Origin of the sequence: Neoroseomonas alkaliterrae (genome assembly GCF_014199195.1) — a bacterium.
Lineage (GTDB): Bacteria > Pseudomonadota > Alphaproteobacteria > Acetobacterales > Acetobacteraceae > Neoroseomonas > Neoroseomonas alkaliterrae.
The window spans coordinates 58,965-84,996 of record NZ_JACIJE010000009.1 but is presented as its reverse complement, the minus strand read 5'-3'; the positions used below and the strand labels follow the sequence as shown (position 1 = coordinate 84,996).

27 protein-coding genes and 1 pseudogene are annotated in these 26,032 nt (G+C 71.3%); 5 read left to right on the top strand and 23 right to left on the bottom strand.

Translation table 11 applies throughout. The annotated features are described in order from the left end of the window. Positions 1-3 precede the first annotated feature (3 nt). From FHS88_RS15570 to FHS88_RS15490, 17 genes and pseudogenes are all read right to left on the bottom strand, one after another. The gene (locus FHS88_RS15570) at positions 4-1,248 is read right to left on the bottom strand and encodes a pyridoxal phosphate-dependent decarboxylase family protein (RefSeq protein ID WP_184486393.1); all 1,245 of its coding nucleotides are present in this window, start codon (positions 1,246-1,248) and stop codon (positions 4-6) included. After that, positions 1,245-1,910, bottom strand: coding sequence for a phosphoribosyltransferase (locus FHS88_RS15565; RefSeq protein WP_184486392.1), 666 nt, complete (start codon positions 1,908-1,910; stop codon positions 1,245-1,247). The genes FHS88_RS15570 and FHS88_RS15565 overlap by 4 nt, the downstream gene beginning before the upstream one ends. Positions 1,911-1,914: 4 nt before the next feature. Beyond that, positions 1,915-2,970: a 2-oxoacid:ferredoxin oxidoreductase subunit beta gene (locus FHS88_RS15560; protein WP_184486391.1), complete on the bottom strand. Its 1,056-nt coding sequence runs from the start codon at positions 2,968-2,970 to the stop codon at positions 1,915-1,917. Then, complete coding sequence (locus tag FHS88_RS15555; RefSeq protein ID WP_184486390.1) at positions 2,967-4,808, bottom strand: 2-oxoacid:acceptor oxidoreductase subunit alpha; 1,842 nt, start codon at positions 4,806-4,808, stop codon at positions 2,967-2,969. The genes FHS88_RS15560 and FHS88_RS15555 overlap by 4 nt, the downstream gene beginning before the upstream one ends. Further along, positions 4,793-6,586 (bottom strand): FAD-dependent oxidoreductase, encoded by a 1,794-nt coding sequence (locus FHS88_RS15550; protein WP_184486389.1) that lies wholly within the window; start codon positions 6,584-6,586, stop codon positions 4,793-4,795. The genes FHS88_RS15555 and FHS88_RS15550 overlap by 16 nt, the downstream gene beginning before the upstream one ends. Before the next feature lie 243 nt (positions 6,587-6,829). After that, a complete protein-coding gene (gene pcaG, locus FHS88_RS15545) occupies positions 6,830-7,369 on the bottom strand; it encodes a protocatechuate 3,4-dioxygenase subunit alpha (protein ID WP_184486388.1) in 540 nt (179 codons plus the stop codon). A 1-nt stretch (position 7,370) separates the two neighbouring features. After that, entirely contained in the window at positions 7,371-8,075 is a 705-nt protein-coding gene (locus tag FHS88_RS15540; RefSeq protein WP_184486387.1) for a dioxygenase family protein, read from the bottom strand. Between the two features lie 47 nt (positions 8,076-8,122). Then, a complete protein-coding gene (locus FHS88_RS15535) occupies positions 8,123-9,049 on the bottom strand; it encodes a 3-hydroxyacyl-CoA dehydrogenase family protein (protein WP_184486386.1) in 927 nt (308 codons plus the stop codon). After that, the gene (gene ureG / locus FHS88_RS15530; RefSeq protein ID WP_184486385.1) at positions 9,046-9,666 is read right to left on the bottom strand and encodes an urease accessory protein UreG; all 621 of its coding nucleotides are present in this window, start codon (positions 9,664-9,666) and stop codon (positions 9,046-9,048) included. The genes FHS88_RS15535 and ureG overlap by 4 nt, the downstream gene beginning before the upstream one ends. Beyond that, positions 9,663-10,436 carry an urease accessory protein UreF gene (locus tag FHS88_RS15525; RefSeq protein ID WP_184486384.1) on the bottom strand — a complete coding sequence of 258 codons (774 nt, stop codon included), beginning with the start codon at positions 10,434-10,436 and terminating at the stop codon, positions 9,663-9,665. The genes ureG and FHS88_RS15525 overlap by 4 nt, the downstream gene beginning before the upstream one ends. Continuing rightward, positions 10,333-10,875 carry an urease accessory protein UreE gene (locus FHS88_RS15520; protein WP_184486383.1) on the bottom strand — a complete coding sequence of 181 codons (543 nt, stop codon included), beginning with the start codon at positions 10,873-10,875 and terminating at the stop codon, positions 10,333-10,335. Before FHS88_RS15520 ends, FHS88_RS15525 begins: the two co-directional genes overlap by 104 nt. An 8-nt stretch (positions 10,876-10,883) precedes the next feature. Then, on the bottom strand, positions 10,884-12,599 hold the full coding sequence (ureC, locus tag FHS88_RS15515; protein ID WP_184486382.1) for an urease subunit alpha: 1,716 nt from the start codon (positions 12,597-12,599) through the stop codon (positions 10,884-10,886). A 2-nt stretch (positions 12,600-12,601) separates the two neighbouring features. After that, a complete protein-coding gene (locus tag FHS88_RS15510; RefSeq protein ID WP_184486381.1) occupies positions 12,602-12,907 on the bottom strand; it encodes an urease subunit beta in 306 nt (101 codons plus the stop codon). A gap of 134 nt (positions 12,908-13,041) precedes the next feature. Beyond that, positions 13,042-13,341: pseudogene (locus FHS88_RS15505) on the bottom strand (urease subunit gamma); the annotation flags it as partial. Positions 13,342-13,437: 96 nt separating this feature from the next. Beyond that, positions 13,438-14,268: an urease accessory protein UreD gene (locus tag FHS88_RS15500; protein ID WP_184486379.1), complete on the bottom strand. Its 831-nt coding sequence runs from the start codon at positions 14,266-14,268 to the stop codon at positions 13,438-13,440. 90 nt (positions 14,269-14,358) lie between these two features. Further along, positions 14,359-15,492 carry an alcohol dehydrogenase catalytic domain-containing protein gene (locus tag FHS88_RS15495; protein ID WP_184486378.1) on the bottom strand — a complete coding sequence of 378 codons (1,134 nt, stop codon included), beginning with the start codon at positions 15,490-15,492 and terminating at the stop codon, positions 14,359-14,361. Positions 15,493-15,515: 23 nt separating this feature from the next. Beyond that, positions 15,516-16,172, bottom strand: a complete 657-nt coding sequence (locus FHS88_RS15490) for a DUF1028 domain-containing protein (RefSeq protein WP_184486377.1) — start codon at positions 16,170-16,172, stop codon at positions 15,516-15,518. Between the two features lie 118 nt (positions 16,173-16,290). On the opposite strand from FHS88_RS15490, the gene FHS88_RS15485 reads away from it, so the two are divergent. Then, positions 16,291-17,883 carry an ABC transporter substrate-binding protein gene (locus tag FHS88_RS15485; protein WP_184486376.1) on the top strand — a complete coding sequence of 531 codons (1,593 nt, stop codon included), beginning with the start codon at positions 16,291-16,293 and terminating at the stop codon, positions 17,881-17,883. A 15-nt stretch (positions 17,884-17,898) separates the two neighbouring features. Here the strand turns inward: FHS88_RS15485 and FHS88_RS15480 are convergent, their stop codons facing one another. The 3 genes from FHS88_RS15480 to FHS88_RS15470 form a co-directional block, all read right to left on the bottom strand. After that, on the bottom strand, positions 17,899-18,927 hold the full coding sequence (locus FHS88_RS15480; RefSeq protein WP_184486375.1) for a dimethylarginine dimethylaminohydrolase family protein: 1,029 nt from the start codon (positions 18,925-18,927) through the stop codon (positions 17,899-17,901). Between the two features lie 168 nt (positions 18,928-19,095). Then, positions 19,096-20,193 carry a helix-turn-helix domain-containing protein gene (locus FHS88_RS15475; RefSeq protein ID WP_184486374.1) on the bottom strand — a complete coding sequence of 366 codons (1,098 nt, stop codon included), beginning with the start codon at positions 20,191-20,193 and terminating at the stop codon, positions 19,096-19,098. A 118-nt stretch (positions 20,194-20,311) separates the two neighbouring features. Further along, positions 20,312-21,229 (bottom strand): DMT family transporter, encoded by a 918-nt coding sequence (locus FHS88_RS15470; protein WP_184486373.1) that lies wholly within the window; start codon positions 21,227-21,229, stop codon positions 20,312-20,314. 37 nt (positions 21,230-21,266) lie between these two features. Between FHS88_RS15470 and FHS88_RS15465 the strand changes: the two genes are divergently transcribed. From FHS88_RS15465 to metC, 4 genes are read left to right on the top strand one after another with little or no spacing between them, the layout of a single operon-like run. Continuing rightward, complete coding sequence (locus tag FHS88_RS15465) at positions 21,267-21,911, top strand: NUDIX domain-containing protein (protein WP_184486372.1); 645 nt, start codon at positions 21,267-21,269, stop codon at positions 21,909-21,911. Continuing rightward, the gene (locus tag FHS88_RS15460) at positions 21,908-22,630 is read left to right on the top strand and encodes an alanyl-tRNA editing protein (protein ID WP_184486371.1); all 723 of its coding nucleotides are present in this window, start codon (positions 21,908-21,910) and stop codon (positions 22,628-22,630) included. Before FHS88_RS15465 ends, FHS88_RS15460 begins: the two co-directional genes overlap by 4 nt. A 5-nt stretch (positions 22,631-22,635) precedes the next feature. After that, positions 22,636-23,478 (top strand): sulfurtransferase, encoded by an 843-nt coding sequence (locus FHS88_RS15455; protein WP_184486370.1) that lies wholly within the window; start codon positions 22,636-22,638, stop codon positions 23,476-23,478. Beyond that, positions 23,478-24,680, top strand: coding sequence for a cystathionine beta-lyase (metC, locus tag FHS88_RS15450; protein WP_184486369.1), 1,203 nt, complete (start codon positions 23,478-23,480; stop codon positions 24,678-24,680). Before FHS88_RS15455 ends, metC begins: the two co-directional genes overlap by 1 nt. A gap of 39 nt (positions 24,681-24,719) precedes the next feature. Here the strand turns inward: metC and FHS88_RS15445 are convergent, their stop codons facing one another. From FHS88_RS15445 to FHS88_RS15435, 3 genes are all read right to left on the bottom strand, one after another. Continuing rightward, positions 24,720-24,950, bottom strand: coding sequence for a glycine zipper family protein (locus FHS88_RS15445; protein WP_184486368.1), 231 nt, complete (start codon positions 24,948-24,950; stop codon positions 24,720-24,722). Between the two features lie 16 nt (positions 24,951-24,966). After that, complete coding sequence (locus FHS88_RS15440; protein WP_184486367.1) at positions 24,967-25,401, bottom strand: Rap1a/Tai family immunity protein; 435 nt, start codon at positions 25,399-25,401, stop codon at positions 24,967-24,969. A gap of 154 nt (positions 25,402-25,555) precedes the next feature. Next, on the bottom strand, positions 25,556-26,023 hold the full coding sequence (locus tag FHS88_RS15435) for a Fur family transcriptional regulator (RefSeq protein WP_184486366.1): 468 nt from the start codon (positions 26,021-26,023) through the stop codon (positions 25,556-25,558). Between the last annotated feature and the right edge of the window lie 9 nt (positions 26,024-26,032).

Here is a 26,032-nt window from a genome sequence, read left to right as displayed (position 1 = left end):
CGCTCAGTAGGTCCGCTCGTTCGCGCCGATGCGCCCCGCCGCGCCGCCGCGTGCAGCCGCGACCGCGCGCGCGACCGCCTCGACATACTCGCCGGCGACTTCCCGATGGATCGGGTTGAGATGGAGATGGATGCCGTCGGGTTCCTGCTGGCGGCCGACGAGCCAGCCCTCGGCATCGAGCGCCGCGGCCACCTTGCCGATATCGAGCGCCGGGTCGGTCGCGCGCCAGACGAAGATCCCGAGGTCGCTCGGCTCCAGGATGGCGAGGCCCGGGATGGCGGCGATGCCCGCGGTCATGATGGCCTTTGCCTCCATGATCAGCCGCGCGCAGCGCAGGTAGCCCTCCTCGCCGAGATGCATCATCGCCGCCCAGGCCGCGGCCACCGCGCCGCCAGGCCGCGTGCCCTGCGTTGTGTAGGCGACATAGGGGCCGCGCTGCCAGGCGCGGCTTTCGAACTTGTGCCATTCGCGGTCCGCCGCATCGGCCACCAGCAGCAGCGAGGCGCCCTTGGGCGCCATGCCGTGCTTGTGGATGTCGGCCGAGAGCGAGGTGACGCCGGGCACATCCAGTTCGAAGGGCGGAATGGGGTGGCCGAGCCGCCGCACATAGGGCGCGAGGAAGCCGCCGACGCAGGCATCCACATGCATCCATGCGCCGCGGCTGCGCGCGAGCGCGGCAAGGTCGGGGATCGGGTCGAAGGTGCCGAAGGGATAGTTCGGCGCGGAACCGATGAGCGCGACCGTCTCGGCATCCATGCGCTCCGCCATGGCCGGGACATCGGCGCGGAACCCGGGGCCGACGGGCACGCGGCGCACTTCGAGGCCCAGCGCCTCGGCCGCGCGGTCGAAGGTCAGATGCGCGGTGTCCGGCAGCACGATGTTCGGCCGCGTCACGCCGCGCTGCGCGCGGGCCTTGTTCCGCGCGGCCATCATGGCGAGGAAGATGCTCTCCGACCCGCCCGAGGTGAAGGTGCCGCCCGCCGATGGCCCGCCGCCGAGCAGCGAGAGGGCCATGCCGATCACCTCCTCCTCCAGCGACTTCAGGCTGGGATAGGCGCGCTGGCCGAGGTTGTTCTCCGTCCAGTAGGCCAGATAGGCCTCCTGCTGGACGCGCTCGAGTTCCTCGTCGAGCCAGTAGAAATAGACGGCGAGGCGCCCGCGCCGCCAGTCGCGGTCGCCCGACTTGCGCGCGGCGAGCTCGGCCATGATGTCCGCGCGCGCGCGGCCTGTGGCAGGAATGGCGGTCATGGGGCGTCCTTCCGCGCGGCGGCGTCCAGCAGGGCCAGCACCTCCGCATCCTCGAGCTGATGGAAATCCCGGTAGCATCCGCCGATCCCCGCGGGGATGGCGTGGATCTCGGCGGCGATGACGCGGTCGCATTCGCCGGCCATCGCGGCGACGCTCTCCTCCGGCGCCACGGGCACGGCGAGGATCAGCGGCGACGCCCCCTGCGCGCGCAGCGCGCGCAGCGCGGCGAGCGCCGAGGCGCCGGTGGCGAGCCCGTCATCCACCAGGATCGCGGGGCGGCCTCTCGGGTCGGGGCGCTCGCGGCCCGCGAGATAGACCGCGCGGCGACGAAGCAGTTCCGTCTCCTCCCGTGCGTGCACGGCCGCGATCTCGGCTGGCGTGAGACCACAGGCCCTGATGATTGCGCTGTTCAGCACCGGCTCCCCACCGCCTTCCGCAAGCGCGCCGAAAGCGAGTTCCGGCTGCCAGGGAACGCCGAGCTTCCGGACGAGGAAGGGCACGAGAGGGGCGCCGAGCGCCGCCGCGATGGGCGCGGCCACCGCCGCCCCGCCGCGCAGCAGGGCGAAGACGATCGGGCGATCGAGACCGAGCGCCGCGAGCGCCGGAACCAGCCGCTCGCCGGCCTCCTGCCGGTCGCGGAACAGCGCGCCGCCGCGGCGCATCGCGTCAGCGCAGCGCGGCGTTGATCTTCTCGAGCGCATCGACGCCCGGACAGAGTTCCGCGTCCCCGAGCGCGTTCAGCGGCTGCGGCACGGTGCCGAGATGCGCGTGCAGCGCGGTCGGCTCGGGCTCGACATAGATCAGGCCGGTGACGATCTCGCCCGCCGCGCGCCGTTCGAGGATGTGATGCATGGCCGAGGCGCGGTTGGTCGGGTCGTGCTCCGTCCGCAGCTTGCGCAGGCGCAGGACGGAGCCGTCATGCTGCGTCACCTCCGTCACCTCGCCCGGTCGGTAGCTGGCGGTGATCGTCTCGCGCGGGACCATGACGTCGAGACGGTTCAGTGCCTCGTTGTGTTCGCGGACGTAGTCGTAGGACTTCGTGCTGCCGGGGTGGTTGTTGAAGGCCACGCAGGGGCTGATGACATCGAGGAAGGCCGCGCCCTCGTGCAGCAAGGCGGCCTCGATCAACGGCACGAGCTGCTCCTTGTCGCCCGAGAAGGAGCGCGCGACGAAGGTCGCGCCGAGCTGCACGGCGATGGCGGCGAGGTCGATCGGCTGGTCGGTGTTGACCGCGCCCTTCTTCGCCACCGAGCCGAGGTCCGAGGTGGCGGAGAACTGTCCCTTGGTCAGGCCGTAGACGCCGTTGTTCTCGACGATGTAGGTCATGTTCACGCCGCGCCGGATGGAATGCGCGAACTGGCCGAAGCCGATCGAGGCGGAATCCCCGTCCCCCGAGACGCCGAGATAGATCAGGTCCCGGTTCGCGAGATACGCCCCCGTCAGCACCGAGGGCATGCGTCCATGCACGGAATTGAAGCCGTGCGCGGCGCCGAGGAAGTAGGTCGGCGTCTTCGACGAACAGCCGATCCCCGAAAGCTTGGCCACGCGATGCGGGGGGATCGAGAGGTTGAAGCAGGCCTGGATGATCGCCGCGCTGATCGAATCATGCCCGCAGCCGGCGCAGAGCGTGCTGATCGCGCCCTCGTAGTCGCGGCGCGTCAGGCCGATCGCATTGGTCGGCAGCTTCGGATGGTGCAGCTTGGGCTTCGGCAGGTAGCTCATGGCGTGGCCTTGCGGAAGGGCAGGACGTTCGCCGCCGAAGCGCGCTCGGCGATGGCGGACTGGATGAAGCGGGCGGTGATCGGCGTGCCGTCATAGTGCAGCACCGGCACCAGCCGGGCGGGGTCGATCCCGAGCTCGGTCACGAGGAGCGTGCGCAGCTGCGCGTCGCGGTTCTGCTCGACGACGAAGACGCGTTCATGGCCCGCGATGAACTCCGCCACGTCGTCGTGGAAGGGGAAGGCGCGGATGCGCATGGCGTCGAGATGGATGCCCTGCGCCTGCAGCGCCACCAGCGCCTCGCGCATCGCGGCGGAGGTGGAGCCGTAGAAGATCACGCCGTCCCTCGCCTTCTCCTTGGCCGGCGTGGCGATGGGATGTGGCACCAGCAGGCGTGCCGTGTGGAACTTCTTCAGCAGGCGCTGCATGTTGTCCACGTAGGGCCCGCCATCCTCGGTATAGCGCGCGTAGCGGTCGCGCGAGGTGCCGCGGGTGAAGAAGGCTCCCTTCTCGGGGTGCGTGCCCGGCCAGGTGCGATAGGGAATGCCGTCGCCGTCCACGTCGAGGTAGCGCCCGAAGGTCTTGGCCGCATCGAGCGCCGCCGCGTCGAGCACCTTGCCGCGGTCCATACGGCGGTTCGGATCCCATTTGAAGGGCTCGCAGAGCCAGTCGTTCATGCCGATGTCGAGGTCGAGCATGACGAAGACGGGCGTCTGGAGACGGTCGGCGAGGTCGAAGGCCGTCGCGCCGAACTCGAAGCACTCCGTCGGATCCTCGGGCAGGAGCATGACGTGCTTGGTGTCGCCATGGCTCGCATAGGCGGCCGAGAGCAGGTCCGATTGCTGCGTGCGCGTCGGCATGCCGGTGGAAGGCCCTGCACGCTGCACGTCGAAGACCACGGCGGGGATCTCGGCGAAATAGGCGAGGCCGAGAAACTCCTGCATCAGCGAGATGCCCGGGCCGGAGGTGGCGGTGAAGGCGCGCGCACCGTTCCAGGCCGCGCCCACGACCATGCCGATGGAGGCGAGCTCGTCCTCCGCCTGCACGATGGCGTAGCGCTTCGCCCCGGTCTCGGGATCCTTGCGCAGCCGTCCGCAATAGCGTTCGAAGGCTTCCGCGAGCGAGGTGGAGGGCGTGATCGGATACCACGCGCAGACCGTCGCGCCGCCATAGACCGCGCCGAGCGCGGCGGCGGCATTGCCGTCGGTGAAGATGCGGTCGCCCACCGCGTCCGCGCGCCGCAGACGCAGGCCGATCGGGCAGGAAAGGTGCTGGATCGCCCAGTCGCGCCCCATCTCGAGCGCGGCGTAGTTCGCCGGAACGAGCTTCTCCTTGCCCTTGAACTGCGCCGCGATGGCGGCCTTCACCGCCTCGACCTCCATGTCGAGCAGTGCCGAGAGCGCGCCGAGATAGACGATGTTCTTGAACAACTGCCGCTGGCGCGGGTCGGAATAGGCGTTGTTGGTGATCTCGGTCAGCGGGCAGCCGATGACGGTGATGTCGTCACGGAACTTCGACTTCGGCATGGGCCGCGTCGAGTCGTAGAACAGGTAGCCGCCTGGCTCGATCTCGGCCACGTCGCGGTCCCAGGTCTGCGGGTTCATCGCCACCATCATGTCCACGCCGCCGCGCCGCCCCATGTGGCCGGCCTCGCAGACGCGCACCTCGAACCAGGTCGGAAGGCCCTGGATGTTCGAGGGGAAGATGTTGCGCGAGGCGATGGGAACGCCCATGCGCAGGATGGACTTCGCGAACAATCCGTTGGCCGAGGCCGAGCCCGAGCCGTTGACGTTGGCGAACTTGACGACGAAGTCGTTGGTCGCGGTTATCGGCTGTGGCATGCGTGCGCCTTCGGCTTGGCGGTCTCGAGCAGGAATTTCTGCATGTCCCAGGCACCGGTCGGGCAGCGCTCGGCGCACATGCCGCAGTGCAGGCAGACATCCTCGTCCTTGACCATGACCCGGCCCGTCTTGAGCCCGTCCTGGACGTAGAGATCCTGGTAGAGGTTGACCGCGGGCGCCTTGAGGCGCGTGCGCAGGTCGTCCTCCTCCCCGTTCTCGGTGAAGGTGATGCAGTCGGTCGGGCAGATGTCCACGCAGGCATCGCATTCGATGCAGAGCTTCGCGGTGAACACCGTCTGCACGTCGCAGTTCAGGCAGCGCTGCGTCTCGAGATAGGCCACTTCGCGGTCGTAGCCGAGCTCGACCTCCGCCGTGATGTCGCGCAGCGCCTTCTCGGCTGGCAGGTGCGGCACCTTGTAGCGGAGATCGAGCGAGATCGCGTTGTCATAGGCCCATTCGTGGATGCCCATCTTCTGGCTGGCGAGCGTCACATCCGGCGGCGGGCGGTTGCGGACGTCCTCGCCCCGGCAGAACAGGTCGATCGAGACGGCGGCCTGATGGCCATGCGCCACCGCCCAGATGATGTTCTTGGGGCCGAAGGCGGCATCGCCGCCGAAGAAGACGTTCGGCAACGTCGATTGCAGCGTGTCGGCATCGAGTTTCGGCAGGCCCCAGCGATCGAACTCGATGCCCGCATCGCGCTCGATCCAGGGGAAGGCGTTCTCCTGGCCGATCGCCACCAGCACGTCGTCGCACTCGATGGTGACGTCGGGCTCGCCCGTCGGCACCAGGCTGCGGCGACCCTTCGCGTCGTACTGCGCCGCGACCTTCTCGAACACCATGCCTCTCAGGCGGCCGTTGTCGTGCAGAACTTCCTTCGGCACCAGGTAGTTGAGGATCGGGATGCCCTCATTCATCGCGTCCTCCTTCTCCCAGGGGGACGCCTTCATCTCCTCGAAGCCCGAGCGGACGACGACCTTCACATCCTCCCCGCCCAGGCGGCGGGCGGAGCGGCAGCAATCCATCGCCGTGTTGCCGCCACCGAGCACGATCACACGCTTGCCGATGGACTTCACATGCCCGAAGGAGACCGAGGCCAGCCAGTCAATGCCGAGATGGATGTTGGCCGCCGCCTCACGCCGGCCGGGCACGTCGAGTTCACGCCCCCGCGGCGCGCCGGAGCCGACGAAGACCGCATCATAGCCTTCGGCGAGCAGCGCCTTGAGGCTGTCAACGCGACGGTTCTGGTGGGAGACGACGCCGCCGCGATCGAGGATGTAGCCGCATTCCTCGTCGATCACCTCCTCCGGCAGGCGGAAGCGCGGAATCTGCTGTCGGATGAAGCCGCCGGCCTTGGCCTGCTCGTCGAAGACATGCACCTCGTAGCCGAGCGGGGCGAGGTCGCGCGCGACCGTCAGGCTGGCGGGCCCCGCGCCGACGCAGGCGATGCGTTTGCCGTTCTTCTGCTGCGGGATCGGCGGCATGCGGCCGCTCACTTCGCCCTTGTTGTCGGCCGCGACGCGCTTGAGGCGGCAGATCGCGACCGGTTCCTCCTCCACGCGGCCGCGCCGGCAGGCGGGCTCGCAGGGCCGGTCGCAGGTTCGGCCGAGCACGCCGGGAAAGACGTTGGAATGCCAGTTCACCATGTAGGCGTCGGCATAGCGCCCCGCGGCGATCAGCCGGATGTACTCGGGGACCGGCGTATGGGCCGGACAGGCCCATTGGCAGTCGATCACCTTGTGGAAGTAGTCCGGGGACGAGATGTCCGTCGGCTTCACGCGCGTTGCCTCCCTCGGAACCGGCACCGAACGATCAGGGGAGCGTGGCCGGCCGGATCGGCCGAGGCAACGCGGCAGCATGGGCCAGGACGCCGCATGAGCGCCGTCTTCATTCCTGTTCGTCTGCTCCCCAGCCGTTCAACGGCTTCGCTGCGAATCCTGCCCCAACCGGCTGGGAACGGCAACCTGAGACCGCAGCATCGCATGCCGCCGGCATGCTGCATCGCAGCGCGGCGATGACGGCTAGACTTCGAGGAAGACCGTCTCCCCCTCGCCCTGCAGCCGTATGTCGAGGATCCATTCGTGCTCGCCGGCGGGGCGCGCGATCAGCGTGGAGCGGCGCTTCTCCGGAACCAGCGCCAGCACGGGATCCTCGGCGAGCAGCGGATCCCCTGCGAAATAGGCGCGGGTGACGAGTCCGCGCATCAGGCCGCGCGCGAAGATCGTCAGCGCGACATGGGGCGCCTGCGTCGCGTTGCCGGGCCCTGCGACCGGGCCGGGGCGCAGCGTGACGAAGCGATAGCGGCCTTCGGCATCCGTGGCGCAGCGCCCGAAGCCGTGGAAGGTGGAATCGTAGCGGCCATCGGGGTCGGCCTGCCAGATCTCGACCATGGCATCGGGCACCACGGCGCCCGTCCCGTCCGTGATGGTGCCGCGGAGGATGATGCGCTCGCCGGCCGCACCGGCATTCGGCCCGTCGGCGCGCAGCAGGTCCGCCCATTCCGGGAAGTCGATCATGTGCCAGTAGGGGCCGGCCGTCTGGCTCGCGGTGGCGGCGGTCATGTCAGGCGCTCTCGAAGGGCGTGGCGGCGCGGCCGCGCAGCACGATGTCGAAGCGGTAGCCGAGCGCATGATCCGGCACCATCAGCGCCGGATCGAGTGCGGCCACCAGGCGCTGCCGCGCGGCCTCGTCGCCGCTGCCCTGGAAGATCGCGTCGAAGGCCAGCAGGGGGTCGCCGGGGAAGTACATCTGCGTGACGAGGCGCTGCGCGAAGCCCGTGCCATGCAGGCCGAAATGGATGTGCTGCGGCCGCCATCCCGGGCCCGGGTTGCGCCAGGGATAGGCGCCCGGGCGGATCGTCGTGAAGCGGTACCGCCCATCGGCATCGGTGAAGACGCGCCCGCGGCCGAGGAAGTTGGGATCGAGCGGCGCATCATGCTGGTCGCGCGGATGGTGGTAGCGGCCCGCCGCATTGGCCTGCCAGATCTCGACCATCGCGCCGGCCACGGGGCGGCCGTTCTCGTCGCTCACGCGCCCGGCGACGATGATGCGCTCGCCGATCGCGGCCCTGCCCTCGACCATCGAGAGGTCGCCATGCGGCGCATACCAGGCGGGATCGAAGCGCGGCGCGGAAGCCTCTGTCAGCGTCGCCGGAATAAGAACCGGCGCGGCCTTAGGGTGACGATGCGCGGTGCTGAGATAGGCCGGCAGATCGAGCGGCGGCTGGCTGCCGGCCTGCACCGGCCGGAACGGAACGGGATCGGCCATGATGTCCTCCCTGCCCTGCCGACCCTGCGAGCGCCGGCCCCGCCCCGTCAACCGTCTTCGCGGAGGATACGCACCGCGGCCAGCAGCGCCTTCTCGTAGCGCGCGCGCTCGCGCGCCGTGACCTCGGGCGGCCATTCGCGGAACCCGCGGCCGGTCTTGGGACCAAGGCGGTTCTCCGCGACCAGCCGAGCGAGCGTCGGGCTGGGCTCGGGGCTGTTGCAGAGCGAGGGGTAGATGGTCCGCCCCGCCTCGAGCTGCGTCTCGAGCCCCGCGAGTTCCTTCTGCATGATCGGCCCCGCGGCGAGGTAGCGGAAACCGAAGCAGTAGCGCACGGCGTTGTCCACATCCTCGGCCGTGGCGAGGCCCTGGTCGATCACCGCGAAGGCCTCGCGCATCAGCGCGTGCTGGATCCGGTTGGCGAGGAAGCCGGGGACATCCTTCGCGACGCGGATCACCTTGCGGCCGAGGCCGTCCATGATCGCCGCCACGGTGTCGCAGATGGCAGGGTCAGTGTGCTCGCCCCGCACGACCTCGACGCCCGGCACGAGATGGGCCGGCAGGAAGAAGTGCAGGTTCGCGCAGCGGCCCCGCGTCGCGATGTGACCGGCGATGTCGGTGATGCGGTATCCGGAGGCATTCGAGACGAGCGGCACATGCGGCGGCACCTGCGCGTCGAGCCGCGCGAAGAGTGCCTGCTTGAGATCGAGCCGCTCGGGGATCGCCTCGATGACGATCTCGGCCGAATCGTAGCCGGCCTCCTCCGCCGCCGAGACCAGCGTCAGACTGGCCGCGACCTCCGCATCGCCGTCGAGTTGCGCGATGGATGCGCGCACGCGCTCGGTGGCGGCGGGCCATCGCGCGGCGTCGGGTTCAGCCGCCGTCACGTGCCAGCCGCCGGCGAGGAAGATCGCCGCGATGTCGCAACCCATCAGGCCCATGCCAATGACGACCGCATGGCGGCGCGCGGCGCTCATGCCGCGATGCCCCCCTGGCGCAGCACGAAATCGGCGATCTCGGCCACGCCCTTGTTCTCCTTGAGGTTGGTAAAGACGAAGGGGCGGCTGCCCCGCATCCGCCGCGCGTCGCGGTCCATCACGGAAAGATCGGCGCCGACCAGCGGCGCGAGGTCGATCTTGTTGATCACCAGCAGGTCGGACCGCGTGATGCCCGGTCCGCCCTTGCGCGGGATCTTGTCGCCTGCCGAGACGTCAATGACGTAGATGGTGAGATCCGCGAGCTCGGGGCTGAAGGTGGCGGCGAGGTTGTCGCCGCCGCTCTCGATGAACAGCACCTCGAGCGAGGGGAAACGCTCCACCATGTCGTGCACGGCGGCGAGGTTGATCGAGGCATCCTCGCGGATCGCGGTATGCGGGCATCCGCCGGTCTCCACGCCGGCGATGCGCTCGGGTTCGAGCGCGCCGGCGCGGGTGAGGAACTCGGCATCCTCCTTCGTGTAGATGTCGTTGGTGATGACGGCGATGTCGTGGCGCGCGCGCAGGTGGCGGCAGAGGCGCTCGGTCAGGGCGGTCTTGCCGGAGCCGACCGGGCCGCCGATGCCGACGCGGAAGGGGCCGTTGCGGGTGGCGCTCATGATCGGAACAGCCTCGTGTACTGGGTTTCGTGACGGATGGAGACAAGGTCGAGGGCGGGGCTCGCCGTGCCCAGTGTGCTCATCCTCGCCGCCAGCGCCGCCGCCGTCGAGGCCGCGACGGCCGGCATCAGCGCCGCCATCGCGACCTGCCCGTCGGTCTGGCCGAGCGGCACGAGCCGGACACCCGCGGAGACAAGATTCGCCGCGAAGGCCGAGAGGTAGCCGAAGGCCGCCTCGCGCAGCGCGACGCCATGGGCGGCGGCGGCGGACCCGAAGGCGACGGCGTGGACGATGCGGCGCGGATGGCGCGCGGCGAAGGCGGCGAGCCGGGGCTCGGGCCACGCGACGAGGGTCACCGCAAGGAAGGCCGTGCCCTGGGCCTCGGCCTCCACCGCCGTCTCGGCCGTGCCGCGCCAGGCCATGCCGAGTTCGGCGGCCTCGTCCAGGGCGCGCATCCGCCCGCGCTCCATGGCGCGATGCGCGGCGGCGAGCAGCGCGCCGTCCACGCGGCCCGCCCCGTCGCGAAGCGCGGTCGCGACATAGGCGACGAGCGCCGCGCGGTCGCGCACCGCGCCTTCCTCCACCGCCGCCTCCAGCCCGTGGCTGTAGGTGTAGGCACCGACCGGATAGGCCGGCGAGAGCCAGGCGAGCAGCCGGTAGAGCGCGTCAGTGCTCGTGGTCGCAGTGGTCGTGGTGATGGTGGTGGCCGCCGTGATCGTGGTGGTGGTGATGGTGCCGCTGGCTGGCGGGCGCGTGGTTGTGCTCGCCATAGGCGCCGCCCTCGGGGTCGAAGGGCGCCTCCACCCGGCGCAGAGTCGCGCCGAGGCCTTCCAGCATGTGGACGATCACGTGGTCGTCGCGGATCAGCAGGCGATCGCCCTCGATCCGGGTCGGGAGGTGGCGGTTGCCGAGGTGCCAGGCGAGGCGCGCGAGGTGTTCAGCATCGCGGCCCTTCACCTCGACCAGCGGTTCCGGCGCGGCCTCAACGCGCACGAAGCCGCCCGTGGCGAGTTCAAGCCCGTCGCCGTCGCGCAGCACCGTCGCTTCCGGAAGGTCGAGCAGGAAGGCGAGGCCGGCCTGGCCGGTGTAGAGCCGGCGGCGGCGGTAGCGGTCGTCGAAATCCACCAGCACCGCATCGCGGGCCTGCTCGGCGGGCCAGGTGCCGGCGCGGCGGACGGCGGTGGCGCGCGGGATGCTTTCCTGGTCCATCATGCTCCTCAGAACAGGAAGTAGCGCTGCGCCATCGGCAGCACCTTCGCGGGTTCGCAGACGAGCAGCGCGCCGTCAGCGCGGACTTCGTAGGTCTCGGGGTCCACCTCGATGCGGGGCAAGGCGTCATTGTGCAGCATGGCGCGCTTCGAGATGCCGCCGCGGCAGTCCCGCACGGCGGCGAGTGGCCGCGCGAGGCCGATCCGCCCGCCGATATCGCCTGCAAGCGCCGCCTGGGAGACGAAGGTCAGCGCGCTCGCCCGGCGCGCGCCCGCGAAGGCGCCGAACATGGGGCGGTAATGCACCGGCTGCGGCGTCGGGATCGAGGCATTGGGATCGCCCATCAGCGACATGGCTATGGCCCCGCCCTTGATCACCATCTCCGGCTTCACGCCGAAGAAGGCGGGGCTCCACAGCACCAGATCCGCCAGTTTGCCCACCTCGATGCTGCCGACATGCTCCGCCACCCCCTGCGCGATCGCCGGGTTGATCGTGTACTTGGCGATGTAGCGCAGCGCGCGGCGGTTGTCGTTGTCGCCCCTCTCCTCCGGCAAGCGGCCGCGCTGGAGCTTCATCTTGTGGGCGGTCTGCCAGGTGCGGATGATCACCTCCCCGACCCGGCCCATGGCCTGGCTGTCGGAGGACATCATGCTGATCGCGCCGATGTCGTGCAGGATGTCCTCGGCCGCGATGGTCTCCTTGCGGATGCGGCTTTCGGCGAAGGCCACGTCCTCGGCGATGCGCGGGTCGAGGTGATGGCAGACCATCAGCATGTCGAGGTGCTCGTCCACCGTGTTCACGGTGTAGGGCATGGTCGGGTTGGTGGAGGAGGGAAGCACATTCGCCTCCCCCACCAGGCGCAGGATGTCCGGGGCGTGGCCGCCGCCCGCGCCCTCGGTGTGGAAGGCCTGGATGGTGCGGCCGCGGATGGCCTTGATCGTCTCCTCGACGAAGCCGCTCTCGTTCAGCGTGTCGGTGTGGATCGCCACCTGCACGTCCATCGCGTCCGCAACCGAAAGGCAGGTGTCGATCGCCTTGGGCGTGGTGCCCCAGTCCTCGTGCAGCTTCAGCCCGCAGGCGCCTGCGGTGACCTGCTCCTCGAGCGCGGCGGGGAGCGCCGCATTGCCCTTGCCGAGGAAGCCGAGATTCATCGGGAAGGCCTCGGCCGCCTGCAGCATCCGCGCGATGTGCCAGGGCCCCGGCGTGCAGGTGGTGGCGAGGGTGCCATGCGCCGGCCCGGTGCCGCCGCCGAACATCGAGGTGATGCCCGAGGCGAGCGCCTCCTCGATCTGTTGGGGGCAGATGAAGTGGATATGCGGGTCAATGCCGCCCGCGGTGAGGATGCGCCCCTCGCCCGCGATGATCTCGGTCCCCGGGCCGATGACGATGGTGACGCCGGGCTGGGTGTCCGGGTTGCCGGCCTTGCCGATGGCGGCGATGCGCCCCTCCTTCAGCCCGACATCCGCCTTCAGGATCCCGGTCACGGCATCGAGGATCAGCGCGTTGGTGATCACGGTGTCCATCGCGCCCGCCGCGCGGCTCACCTGCGATTGCCCCATCCCGTCGCGGATAACCTTGCCGCCGCCGAACTTCACCTCCTCACCATAGGTGGTGAGGTCGCGCTCCACCTCGATCAGGATATCCGTATCGGCGAGCCGCACACGGTCGCCGACGGTCGGGCCGTACATGCCGGCATAGGCGGCGCGGGAGATGCGTGTGGCCATGCTCAGAGCGCCCCTTCCGTCTCGCCGCGGAAGCCGTGGATCACGCGCGCACCGCCGATGGCGATCAGCCGGACCCTTCGGCTTTGGCCCGGCTCGAAGCGCACCGCGGTGCCCGCCGGGATGTCGAGCCGCCGCCCGCGCGCGGCCGCCCGGTCGAAGCGCAGCAGCGGGTTCGTCTCGGCGAAGTGGTAGTGGCTGCCGACCTGCACGGGCCGGTCGCCGGTGTTGGCGACGTCCAGCTCGATCGCCTCGCGCCCGGCATTGAGCTCGATGTCCCCCGCGGACGGGATGATCTCGCCCGGGATCACCGCCGCGCTCCCTTCGCGGGCTTCGCGCGTTTCGGCGCGGGCGGGGCCTTCGCCCGGACCTTCGGCTTCGCGGAGGCCTTCGGCTTCTGCCGTGGGGTCGCCTTGGCCTTAGCGCGCGGCGCAGGCGCGGCGTCGCGGATCGGCTCGTGCACCGTCACGAGCTTGGTGCCGTCGGGGAAGGTCGCCTCGACCTGGATCTCGTGGATCATCTCCGCGATGCCTTCCATCACCTGGTCGCGTGTCAGCACCCGGGCGCCGTCCCGCATCAGTTCCGCGACGCTGCGCCCATCGCGCGCGCCCTCGACGACGAAATCGGTGATGAACGCGACCGCCTCAGGGTAGTTGAGCCTGAGGCCGCGCTCGAGCCGCCGCCGGGCGACGATGGCCGCCATCGCCACCAGCAGCTTGTCCTTCTCCCGCGGCGTCAGGTTCATCGCGTTCCTCTCCTCGCCGGCGCCGGATGCGGCAAATGCCGATCCCGCACGGCGATGCAGGTTTGCAAGAGACGCGCCATCATGTGCGACCGCCCCTCAGCAGGTCCACAGCCGCGGCAGCGTCGGCGGCAGGCCGAACAGGGTGCCGCGCGCGAGGCGGATCGCCGCACCAATCCCGCCACGCAGCGGGGCGGCGGAACCGAGCCAGCGTGCGACCAGCAGCCCGGGACGGGGCAGTGTCGCCGCCACACCCTGCGTCCGAAGCGCATCGCGCAGGGGGACGAGGCCCTCCTCCGCCGCCACGGCAAGCGTGGCGCAGGCCTCCGCGCCCGCGAAGCCGAACGGGTTGTCCAGCGCGGCGCGCGGTTCAGGCCCGAGGGAGAGGCCGTCCGCCCAGAGCAGTCCGCCGCCGCGACGCAGCCGCCAGATGTCGAGCAGCCCGCCATGGCGGAGGATCTCTCCGCGCGCATGGCGGCCGAAGACCAGCATCTCCGCCATGAGGATCCGGGCTCCGGGCGCGAAGTCCACCTCGATGCGCCGCGCGAGGCGGGCGCCGTCGAACAGGATCGTCTCCTGCGGGAGCCATTCCAGCGCGCCACCGGCGGCGACGGAGATCCGCGTCTGCACGCGCGCCGCGGGCCCGAGGCTGCGATAGACCTTCTCCGCGGCCGGCGTGGTGACCGTCGCGAGGGTGCCGGGTTCCATCGCGACCCTGATCCGCACCGAATCCCCGCCGGCAAGGCCGCCCGCCGTGTTCACCAGCGCCGCCAGAGGCGGCTCCCCGGGCTCCGGCGCGGGAAAGAGGACGCGCAGCGGCACCTCCTGATGCAGATCCGCAAGGCGCGTGCGCCCGCCCGCCGCGACGAAGCGAAGGCTCGCCCCGCCGTGCGCGCGCTGGTGTCCTGGTTCGGCCGGCCTGCGGGGCATCCGCGCCAGACTGCCATGCGGCCACCGCGACGCAAGCGGCCCTCGGCTGCCCGGAAAACGGGCGGCGCTGCCGCCATTCCGGGCAGGCGTTCAGGCGTTAGGCCGCAGCATCTGGCGCAGCACGCTGCCGTCGGAAAGCAGGTCGAAACCCTCGTTGATCTGGTCGAAGGTGATGTGGCTCGTCTTGAGCCGGTCCACCGGCAGCTTGCCGCGGCGATAGAGGCCGAGCAGCCTCGGCAGGTCGCGCTCCGGCACGCAGGAGCCCATGTAGGAGCCGCGGATGCTGCGCTCCTCGCTCACCATGCTCGCATGCAGGTAGGAGACCTGCGCGTTGATGTTGGGCAGGCCTGCGCTGATGGTGCTGCCGCCGCGCGCGGTGATGGCGATGGCGAGCTGCATCGCCGGCACCGTGCCCGCGGTCTCGATCACCGTGTCGAGGCCGCCCTCGGTCGCCTCGCGCACCTGCGCGGCGCAATCCTCGTTGCCGGCGAGGAAGACATCGGTCGCCCCCCACTGCTTCGCGAGTTCGAGCTTTCGCGGGTTGGTGTCCACCGCGACGATCCGCTCCGCGCCGGCGGCCACCGCCGCGAACAGCGCATTCATGCCGACGCCGCCAAGGCCGACCACGGCCACGCCCTCCCCGGCTTCGAGCCGCGCCGTGTTCAGCACCGCGCCCGCGCCGGTCATGACGGCGCAACCGAAGATCGCGGCATCGTCGAGCGGGATGTCCTTGTCGATCTTGACCGCCGAGCGCCGCGCCACCACCGCGTATTGCGCGAAGAGCGAGAGGCCGGAGTTGTGGTTGATCGGGGTCCCGTCCAGCCGGCGCAGCCGGCGCGTGCCGGTCGGCAACTGCCCGGCCGCGCGGAAGGCGTTGCCGGTCGGGCAGATGTTCGGACGGCCGCGCACGCAGTAGCGGCAGTTCCCGCAGGAGGGCGCGAAAACCGTGATGACGTGATCGCCTGGCTTCACATCCGTCACGCCGGCCCCGACCTCGCGCACGATGCCCGCGCCTTCGTGCCCGATGACGATGGGCAGCGGCCGCGGCCGCTGGTTCTCGATGGTCGATAGATCGGAATGGCAGAGCCCGGCTGCGGCGACCTCGATCAGCATCTCCCCGGGACCGGGCGGGTCGAGCTCGACCTCCTCGACCACCATGGGGCGGGAGGTGGCGTAGGGACGCGGCTTGCCCTGCTCGAACAGGACGGCGGCCTTCATGCGCATGGGGCGTTTCCTCGCTTCGGCACTCAGATGATGGGCGCGTCGTCCGGGTCGAGCGCGCGCCGGACGAAGCCGTCGGCCAGTGGCGCGTACTCCTCCCAGAGCCGGCGCAGGGCGGCCAGGGGGCGCGGGTCCTTGTCCACGCGGAGGTCCACATAGGGGAAGCATTCGCGATGGACGACAAGGAGGCTCGCGGAGGTCACCTCGCCATGCTCCCCGCCGGCCGCCTCCCCCGCCTCGAGCGCGCGCAGCAGGCGCTCGGCCAGCGGCGCCTCCTCCGTGGCCTCGAAGGCCGCGGCCATGGCGGCCGGCACATGCGGGCTCGAGAGGATGTTGCCGATGGCCACCACGCCGGGGCCATGCGCGGCGCCACGCTCCGGCTTGACGTTCGCGCCATCGAAATGCGCGGTGCGGCCCGCCGCGTCCATCACCGCGATCTGCCGCCATCGGTGATGCGGCGTCGAGGCGACGAGCGCGGCGACCGTCTCCTCCGCCGTGCAGCCCGAGCGCAGCAGCCCGAGCCCGCGCGGGCCGAGGCGCGGATCCGTCCGGTGCTGCGTCAGCACCCCGCCGATGCCGGCTTCGAGGAAGGGCACGCGCGTGCCGACGGCGATGGACGACGTCGTGACCGCGGCGCCGAACTGCCCCGTCCGCGCGCAACGCCCGAGAAGCGAGAAGGTCATGCGGTTCCCCCGAACGACGCGGCCATTGAACGTCGGGATCCCGAAACCGTCCAGGCGCCGCGGATGGACAAGCCCCGGCAGGCTGGGATCATATTCGCGCAAGGCACAGGAGGCTCGCATGGTGCGGCAGGGACGCAGGGTTCTGGCGGGGGCGGCGGCTGCGCTGCTCGCGCTTCTGGGCACGCAGGCCGAGGCGCAGCAGGCGCCGTCGGGCACGCTGCGGATCGTGCTCGTGGGTGCGCTGCCGAGCCTCGATCCGGTGGTCTCGACCGCCGCGATCGTCCGCAACCACGGCTTCATGGTCTACGACCAGCTCTTCGCCTTCGACAGCCGGGGCGTCGCCCGCCCGCAGATGGTCGAGCGGCACGAGGTCTCGCCCGACGGCATGACGCACCGCTTCACCCTGCGCGAAGGCCTCGCCTTCCACGACGGCCAGCCGGTGCGCGCGGCCGATGCCGTGGCCTCCATCCGCCGCTGGGGGCAGCGCGACATCGCCGGGCGCGCGCTGCTCGCCGCGACGGCGGCGCTGGAGGTGGTGGACGAGCGCAGTTTCTCGCTGCGGCTCTCGCGCCCCTTCGGCCTGGTGGCGGAGACCCTGGCGCGGCCCACCGCCAGCGCGCTCTTCGTCATGCCCGAGCGCATCGCCGCCACCCCCGCCAGCACGGCGATCACGGACGCGACGGGCTCCGGCCCCTTCATCTTCCGCCAGCAGGACTTCCTGCCCGGCGAGCGCGCGGTCTATCTCCGCAACCCCGCCTACCGGCCGCGCAGCGAACCGGCCGACGGGCTGGCGGGCGGCAAGGTGGTGCATGTCGAGCGCATCGAGTGGCTCGGCATTTCCGACCCGGCCACCCAGGCGGCGGCGCTGCAATCGGGCGAGATCGACTTCATCGAATCCCCCTCCCCCGACGTGCTGCCGGTGCTGGCGCGCAACCGCAACATCCGCACCTTCGCGCTCAATCCGGTCGGCTCGATGGTGTGGCTGCGGCCGAACCATCACATCCCGCCCTTCAACCACCCGCGCGCGCGGCAGGCGCTTCTTCATCTCGTGAACCAGCTCGAGAACCTGCAGGCGATCGGCGTGCCGCCGCCCGAGCAGGTGCCCTATTGCCCGGCCTATTTCCTCTGCGGCACGCCTTTCGAGAGCGATGCCGGCGCGTCGGGCCTGCGCGAGATCAACCTCGACCGCGCGCGCGCGCTGCTGCGCGAGGCGGGATACAACGGCGAGCGGGTGGTGTTCCTCAACGCCGCCGACTGGCCCGCGAACAACGCCGTGGTGCTGACCATGGCGGCGAACATGCGCCGGGCCGGCATCAACGTGGATGTCGTGGCGACGGACTGGGCCACGGTGACGCAGCGCCGCAACCGGCGCGAGCCGATCGAGCAGGGCGGCTGGAACCTGTTCGTGACCATCGCGAATGTGCTCGACGCGCAGAACCCGCTGGTCAATGTCTATCTCGCGGCGACCTGCGAGAGCGCGCCCGCCGGCTGGCCCTGCGACGCCGAGCTCGAACGCCTGCGCGCGAGCTGGTGGGAGGAATCCGACCCCGCGAAGCGGCAGGAGATCCTGCACCGCGTCCATGCCCGCGCCTACGAGGTGCTGCCCTACATCAACGCCGGCCAGTACCGGACCCTGGCCGCGCACCGGACCAACATCGAGGGCCTGCGCCCGACGATCATCCCGGTCTTCTGGGGCGTCACGAAGCGGTAGCGGCGGCCCCCGCGCTCAGACCGGGTCGCGGACCAGCGGCGCGGTGGAGCAGTGGATGCCGCCACCGCCGAGATAGACCTTGTCGTAGGCGACGAGGCGCACGCTGATGCCGGCCTTGTCCAGCGCTTCCTGCGTGCGCGGGCCCACTTGGTCGCTCATCAGCACCCGGCCGGGCGCGACCGCCAGGCAGTTGATCGCCCAGGACGGATCCTCGTGGTTCAGCGCGATCATGCGGATCCCGAGGCGCTTCAGCTCCTGCATGAAGACGAAGGGCAGGATGACGGGATTCACCAGCGCCACATCGTGGTCGATCATCACGAAGGCCCCGTCGATGTGCAGGCGATAGCCCGGGATCTGCACGCGGATCAGCCGCGTGCCCTGCAGCGCCAGCACCTCCTCCATCTGCCGCGCCCCTTCCTCGTTGACGCGCGAGGAGACGCCGATCACCGCCACGTCAGGGCGGATGTAGGCGAAGGAGCCGCCCTCCATCAGCCCGGTTCCGGCGATGGTGCGCAGGATGGGCATGCCGATGGCGGCGAGCGTCTCCGTCACCGGGCGTTCCTCGCCGCGGCGGATGCGCGGGCCCATGCGCGTGACGACCGCGCCGCCATCGAGCGCGATGCAGGAATCCCGCGTATAGACCGATTTGTGGCGGCCCGGCGCGGCCCTGTTGAGCATGACGACCTCGACGCCCTCCTCGCGCAGCGCGGCGGCCAGCGCGTCGTGCTGGGCCTGCTGCTCGGCGAGCGGAGGAATCACCTCGCCGCGCCAATAGGCCCCGCTCGCGGGGTCGCCATAGGCACCGAGTTCGGGGATCAGCGGCAGGCCGTCGAGGACCCGCATCTCCTCCCCCGGCCGGTGCATCAGCACCATGCGCAGCCGGCCGATGTCGGAGTTGCAGCCCCAGCGGCGGCCCCAGCCGGCTTCCTGCTCGCCCGGGCTGTTGAAGGCGGGCTCGGGCTCCGAGGCGAAGCGCTCGATCAGCATGTTGTAGCGATGGTCGAACTCGCTCATCGCCTGCGAGGTCGCCGCCCTGCGCGTCATGGCATCCGGCCCTTCCGTCCTGGCGCCGCGTGCCGGGACGGCGTCGCGCGACGCCTCTCCCGCCCGCAAGGCGCGGTAACGGACGAAGCCGACCACGAAACGCCGCAGGGCGGAAGCCGCATCGCCCGCGCTCGCCGAACCGGCGGCCCGGCCCGAGGAACTCCGCTATCAGAGGGCGCGCAGCAGCGCGGTCGTGCCCTCGGCCGGCCCGGTCAGGCGAGCCAGCGAGACGCCGAGGCCCGCCCGGGCCGCGGTGCGGACCTCGCCGGGCGGGCAGCCGAATTCCTGGCGGAAGGCGCGGCTGAAGGTGGAAGGGTCGAACATGCCGACCGCCTCGGCGATGGTTGCGATGCTGCGCTGTTCCGTCGGGTCGGCAAGGCGGCGGAAGGCCCAGCGCAGGCGCTCGTGCAGGATGCTGGACGCGACCCCGCCCAGCGGCTCGAACAGCCGGTAGAGCTGGGACCGCGACATGCCGGCCAGCCGGCCCAGCCGCTCGGGACCGAGCGTCGCGAGGCCAAGATTTTCGCGTATCAGCCGCCGCAGCCGCGCAAGCTGGCCGGCGGCAACGAGCGCGCGGGAACCCGCGTCAACGCCTTCCGGGCAGGCGCCGCGCAGCAGGGACTCCATCGCGGCGGCGATGTGCGGTGCCTCGGCGGCGGCCATCTCCGGCAGCCGGTCCGAGAGGCCCTTCAGCAGGTCGGCGAGCACCTGCGCCATCGGCCCGTGCAGCCGCCCGTTGGCGGCCATGGAGAGCGCGCCCTCGAGTTCCGGCACGGCATCGCGCGGCAGGTAGAGGCAAAGCCAGTCCAGGCGCGGCCCTTCCCGTTCGGATTCGAATGCGTCCGCCATGGAGAAGACGAAGGGGGCGCCGGGCAGCATGAGCGTCTCGGTGTCGCCGCTGCGCTGGCTCAGGCTTCCCTCGCGGCAGACAGCGACCAGCCAGTGATCGAGGGAATCCCGGCAGATCTGCGCCGGCGTGCGGCGATACCCGCAGGCATCGCGGCGCGTGTGCTCGAGGACGAAGCCGCCGAGGCGCCAGGCCCGCGTATTGGCGGCAAATCCCTGCTCCGCCGCCGCCCCGGGCAAGGCCTCGAGCACGGGGGCGCGCATGGCTTGCCAGGCGGCGAACTGCTCCTGCGGCGGCAGGCCGGTGGTGTCCTCGATGACGGGGCGCAGCAAAGCGGATGGCGCAGGACGGGGCAGCGTCGCGGGGCGCGATGTGGCCGGCGGCGCGAGCGTGGCTTCGTCTCGGATGATGCGGTTCATGCGGTTCCGCCGGACGGCGGGGAGCCGGATATGCGCGCGCGGGGGAAAACGCAAGGAAAAACAGAGGCCTGCACGCCGCGCGCGCATGGGCTGGCTCGGGGGCGGTGCCGCCCGGCCCTCAACGCCTGACGCCGAGGGTGACCTCCCGGTGCCAGATGTAGAGCCCCGCCCCGACCAGCACCGCGATCCCGGCGAAGTCCCACCCGCCCGGCAGTTCCGCCCAGGCCACGGCACCGAGCGTGGTGGTCCAGAGGATCGCGGCGTATTCGAAGGGCGCGAGCAGCGAGGTCTCGCCGCTGCGATAGGCCTCGGTCATCAGCACCTGGGCCAGCGCGGAGACGAGGCCGATGCCGATCAGCAGCGCCCATTCCAGCGGCGTGGGCCAGACCCAGACCGGGATGGCCGCGATACCCGCCAGCACGGAGGAGCCGACCGCGAACCAGAAGACGATGGCGACGGAACTCTCGCCCGCCTCGCCCATCCGGCGGATGGTGATCATCGCGAGCGCCCAGCCGACCGAGCCGAGCAGGCAGAGCACCACCGCAAGCCCCGCCTGCCCGCTCGGCAGCCCGTCCGGGCGGACCATCAGCAGCACGCCGGCGAAGCCGACCAGCACCGCAAGCCCCCGCCGCCAGCCCACCTTCTCCCCCAGGAGCGGCACGGCGAGCACGGTCAGGAACAGCGGCATGGTGAAGCCGAGCGCGGTGACGGTCGCGAGCGGCAGGTGCACATAGCCGTAGAAGGCGCCGATCATCCCCATCATGCCGAACACGGTGCGCGCGGCATGGCTGAGCGGGCTGCGCGTCGCCACCGCCGCCCAGCCGCCGGCCGCGAACACCACCGGCAGCAGCGCGGGAATGGCGAAGAGGTTGCGGAAGAGGATGACCTCGGCGGTCGGGATGCGCGCGCCGATGATCTTCACGAAGGCCGCGGCCAGGGCGAAGACGGCCGAGGCCAGCAGCACGAGGACGATGCCCCGGCGGCGCGCCCTGGACTGCGCGGTGGGGGCGGCGGGCGCCTTGGGGGGTGGGGTCATGGACGGGCTTCGCCGCCGAGGGTAGGGTCGGGCGCGCATGAACGCCAGACCGCCCAGGGCGACGCCGATCCCTTCCCATCCCGGCCTGACGGTGCTCTCGGACGAGGTGGTCTGGGACGGCCGCTTCCCGCTGCAGCGCATCCGCTTCCGCCGCATCCGCTTCGACGGCACCGAGGGCGGCGTGCAGACCTGGGAATTGTGGCGCCGCGGCCAGGCGGTCGCGGTGCTACCCTGGGATCCCTGGACCGACCGCGTCGCGCTGATCGAGCAGTTCCGTCTGCCCGCGCTCGCCGGGGGCTTCGATCCGGTGATGGTGGAGTGCCCCGCCGGACTGCTCGAGCCGGGCGAGGATCCGCTCGAGGCGGCGCGGCGCGAACTCGCGGAGGAGACGGGCCTCGCCGCGGACCGCATGGAACCGCTCGGCCGCTACATCCTGAGCCAGGGCGGCTGCGACGAGGGGATCAGCCTCTACCTCGCCCGCGCGCGCCTGCCCGAGCCCGGCCATGCCGGCACCCATGGCCTTCGCAGCGAGCACGAGGACATCCGCGTGCTGGTGCTGCCCGCGAGCGAGGCGCTCGCCATGCTGGACGACAACCGCATCGCCAACGCCACCGGCGCGCTGTGCCTCGCGCGCTTCGCGCGGCGGCGCGAGGCACTGATGAGGGACTGGACAGGGGAATGACGACGGCGCTGCTCTTTCGCGACGACGCCTATCTGCGCGAAGCCACCGCGCGCGTGCTGGCGGCAGGGCCGGAGGGCGTCGTGCTCGACCGAACCGTGTTCTACCCCCGCGCCGGCGGACAGCCGGGCGATACGGGCGTGCTGCGCTGGGCGGGCGGGGAGATGGCGGTGGCCGATACGCTGAAGGGGCCCGGGGACGGCGTGCTGCATGTCCCGGCCGCGGGCGCGGCGCTGCCCGAGGTCGGTGCCGAGGTGACCGCTCTGCTCGACTGGGAGCGACGGCACCGGCTGATGCGCATGCACACCTCGCTCCACCTGCTGTGCAGCCTGATCCCCGGCGCGGGCGTGACGGGCGGGCAGATCGGGGCGGAGAAGTCGCGGCTCGACTTCGACCTGCCGGAGCCGCCGACGAAGGAGAGCCTGACCGAGCGGCTGAATGAACTCGTCGCCGCCGATCATCCGGTGACCGAGGGCTGGATCACCGAGGCCGAACTCGACGCCAACCCCTCCCTGGTGCGCACGCTCTCCGTGCAGCCGCCGCGCGGCTCGGGGCGCATCCGCCTGGTGCGGATCGGCGATGCCGCGTCGCCGGTTGATCTCCAGCCCTGCGGCGGGACGCATGTGCGCTCCACGCGCGAGATCGGGCGCGTCGAGGTCGCGAAGATCGAGAACAAGGGCAAGGCCAACCGGCGCGTGACGCTGGTGCTGGCCGGGGAGTGACGCGGATGGAGATGCTGGTCTCGACCGAATGGCTGGCGGGGGAACTCGGCAAGCCGGACCTGGTGGTGTTCGACTGCTCGACCTTCCTGCCGAACGAGCCGGGCAACAAGCAGGATGCCTTCCGCGCCGCGCGCATCCCGGGTGCCAGGCTGTTCGACATCGACAGGATCGCCGATGACGAGACCGACCTGCCGCACATGGTGCCCACGCCGGCGAAGTTCGCGCGCATGGTCGGCGCGCTGGGCGTGTCGAACGACACGCGCGTGGTGTTCTACGACCAGCACGGGCTGCGCGGCTCCCCGCGCGGCTGGTGGATGATGCGGCTGTTCGGGCACGACAAGGTGGCGGTGCTGGATGGCGGGCTGCCCGCCTGGGTGAAGGAAGGCCGCCCCACCGAAAGCGGCGACGCCCCTGCCCCGGCACCCGCGACCTTCGTGCCCGATTTCCGCGCCTCCATGCTCGCCGGCATCGGCGACGTGAAGCGCATCGTCGCCGATGGCTCGGCGCTGATCCTCGATGCGCGCGCCAAGGGCCGCTTCGACGGCACGGCGCCGGAACCGCGCGCGGGGCTGCCCTCGGGCCACATGCCCGGCGCGGCAAATGTGCCGGTGAGCGAGATGGCCGGGCCGGACGGGCGGATGAAGGACCCCGCCGCGCTGCGCGCCATCTTCGCCGCCGCGGGGGCCGCGGGCGGGAAGCCGGTGGTCACCTCCTGCGGGTCCGGCGTGACCGCCTGCGTGCTGGCCTTCGGCATGGTGCGCGCGGGCCTGCCCGAACCGGCCGTCTATGACGGCTCCTGGTCCGAATGGGCCTCGCGCCCGGAAACCCCGAAAGAGAAGAGCGCCTGATGGCCGACGACGCCCCCAAGCCGCACCGCAGCCACGGCTTCGCCACCCGCATGTCCCATGCCGGGCGCGCGGGCACGCATGCCCATGGCTTCGTGAACCCCGCGGTGCATCGCGGCTCGACCGTGCTGATGCCCAACGCGCAGGCGCGGCGGGATTTCGCCAAGGACCGGTTCAACCGCGTGATGACCTACGGCACCGCGGGCGGGCCGACGCAGTACGCCCTCGAGGACGTGATTTGCGAGATCGAGGGTGGGTCGCGCTGCGTGCTGGTGGGCACCGGCCTCGCCGCGGTCACGGTGCCGCTGATGGCCTATCTCAAGGCGGGCGATCACTGCCTGATGCCCGACAGCGTCTATGGCCCGGCGCGCACCATCGCCAACGGCCTGCTGGCGAACTACGGCATCGAGACGACCTTCTACGACCCGACGATCGACGGCGCCGGGCTCGCCGCGCTCATGCGGCCCAACACCCGCGTCGTCTATACCGAAAGCCCCGGCAGCCACACCTTCGAGCTGCAGGACATCCCCGCCCTCGCGGCGGTGGCGCATGCGAGGGGCGCCAAGGTGCTGATGGACAACACCTGGGGCATCCGCAACTTCATGCCCTTCGAGAAGGGCGTGGACGTCTCGATCCAGGCGCTGACCAAGTATGTCGGCGGGCATTCGGACGTGCTGCTCGGCTCGATCACCACCAACACCGAGGAGGACTACCTGCTGGTGCGCGGCGCTGCCTCGCAGATGGGCCATTTCGCCGCGCCGGACGATTGCTGGCTGGCGCTGCGCGGGGCGCGCACCATGGCGCTCAGGCTGAAGCACCAGGAGCAGAGCGGCTATGCCGTCGCGCGCTGGTTCGAGCAGCGGCCCGAGGTGCTGCGCGTGCTGCATCCCGGCCTGCCCTCGCATCCGCAGCACGCGCTGTTCAAGCGGGATTTCGCCGGCGCCTGCTCGCTGTTCGGCGTGGTGTTCCAGCCGCGCTACACCGAGGCCGACATCTTCCGCTTCATCGACGGGCTGGAACTGTTCGGCATCGGCGCCTCCTGGGGCGGCTACGAGAGCCTCGCCCTGCCGACCACGGGCTTCATCACCCGGACCGCCACGAGCGAGAACCTCGGCGGCTACGCCGTGCGCATCCATGTCGGGCTCGAGGATGTGGACGACCTGATCGCCGACCTCGAACACGGCCTCGCCACCCTGCCGCGATAGCGGCGCAGGGCCGGCGGAGAGCCGGCCGGCCCGCACCTTTCAGCGCCGGCCGCGCTCGATCGCGAAGCCGGAGGCGCCGCCGACGCCGGCGCCGATCAGCGCGCCCATGCCGGCATTGCCCGAAAGCGAGCCGATCGCGGCGCCGCCCAGCGCGCCGATGCCGGCACCGGTGGCCGTGGCGCGCTGGGAATCGGTCATGCCCTCGCAGGCGGCGAGGCCGAGGCCGGCCAGCAGGACGACGGCGAGGCGGAGGGGCTTCTTCGTGGTCATGGCGTGCTCCTTCCGATCAGCGCCGGCGTGCCGCGGCGGGCTGCGGGCAGGGATAGGTGGCGGCGGCGAAGCGCAGCACGCCCTCGGCCGCGCGGGTGCCCGCATGCTGCGGATTGGCCGCGGCCCAGGAGACGAAGCGCGCCGAGACCTGCTCCAGCGAGGGCGAGGGATCGGGCAGGCAGAAGACCGGGCGCGGCGCCTGCCGGCCGCTGGTGTAGATCGCGTGCGTCTGGCCCACCGCCACCATCACCGCATAGCAGACGGAGCGCGCGGCGAGCGCATTGGCATCCTCCGCCGCCGGGCCGCAGGCGCGGGCGAGTTCGCCGGTGGTGAAGAGCGGGGTCGCCGCCTGCCCCTGGGCGGCGGCCGGCTGCGCGGCGACGGCGCAGCCCGCGGCGGCAAGGGCGATGGCCCCGCGGCGCAGGGCGCGAATCGGTTTCAGGGAAAGCATGGGTGCTGTCGTCCTCCTTGCCGGGGCCGGGATGGCCCTCGGGTCTCTCGGCCCGCGCGGCGAGACTAGCCCCGGCGCGGCTGCGCGCCATGACACAGCGCAAGCCACCGGGACGGGTTCCGCAGCGACGGGACGCCGGGCCAACCGCGCCGGTTCAGGCGGCGGCGCAGCGGGCGCAGGTGCCCTCGATCTCCACCGTCGCCTCGGCGATGGCGAATCCGGCGCGCCGCGCAGCGGCCTCGATGGCGTGCGCGACCGCGTGGTCGGCGATCTCCGCCGTCGCGCCGCAGCGGCGGCAGATCAGGAACTGGTGGGGATGGTCGTGCTCATGCCCGTGGCCATGCCCGGCATCGGCGCAGCCGATATAGGCGTTGAGCCGCTCGACCTTGTGGATCAGGCCATGCTCGAGCAGGAAATCGAGCGCACGATAGACGGTGGGCGGCGCCGCACCCGGGCGGCTCGCCTTGAGCCGGTCGAGCAGCGCATAGGCGCCGACCGGCGCCTCCGCATCGAGCACCAAGGCGAGCACCTGGCGGCGCAGCGGGGTGAGTTGCGCGCCGCGGCGCAGGCAGGCCTTCTCGGCCTCCTGCAGGGCCCTTTCGCGCGATGCCGCATCGCTCATCGGATGTCC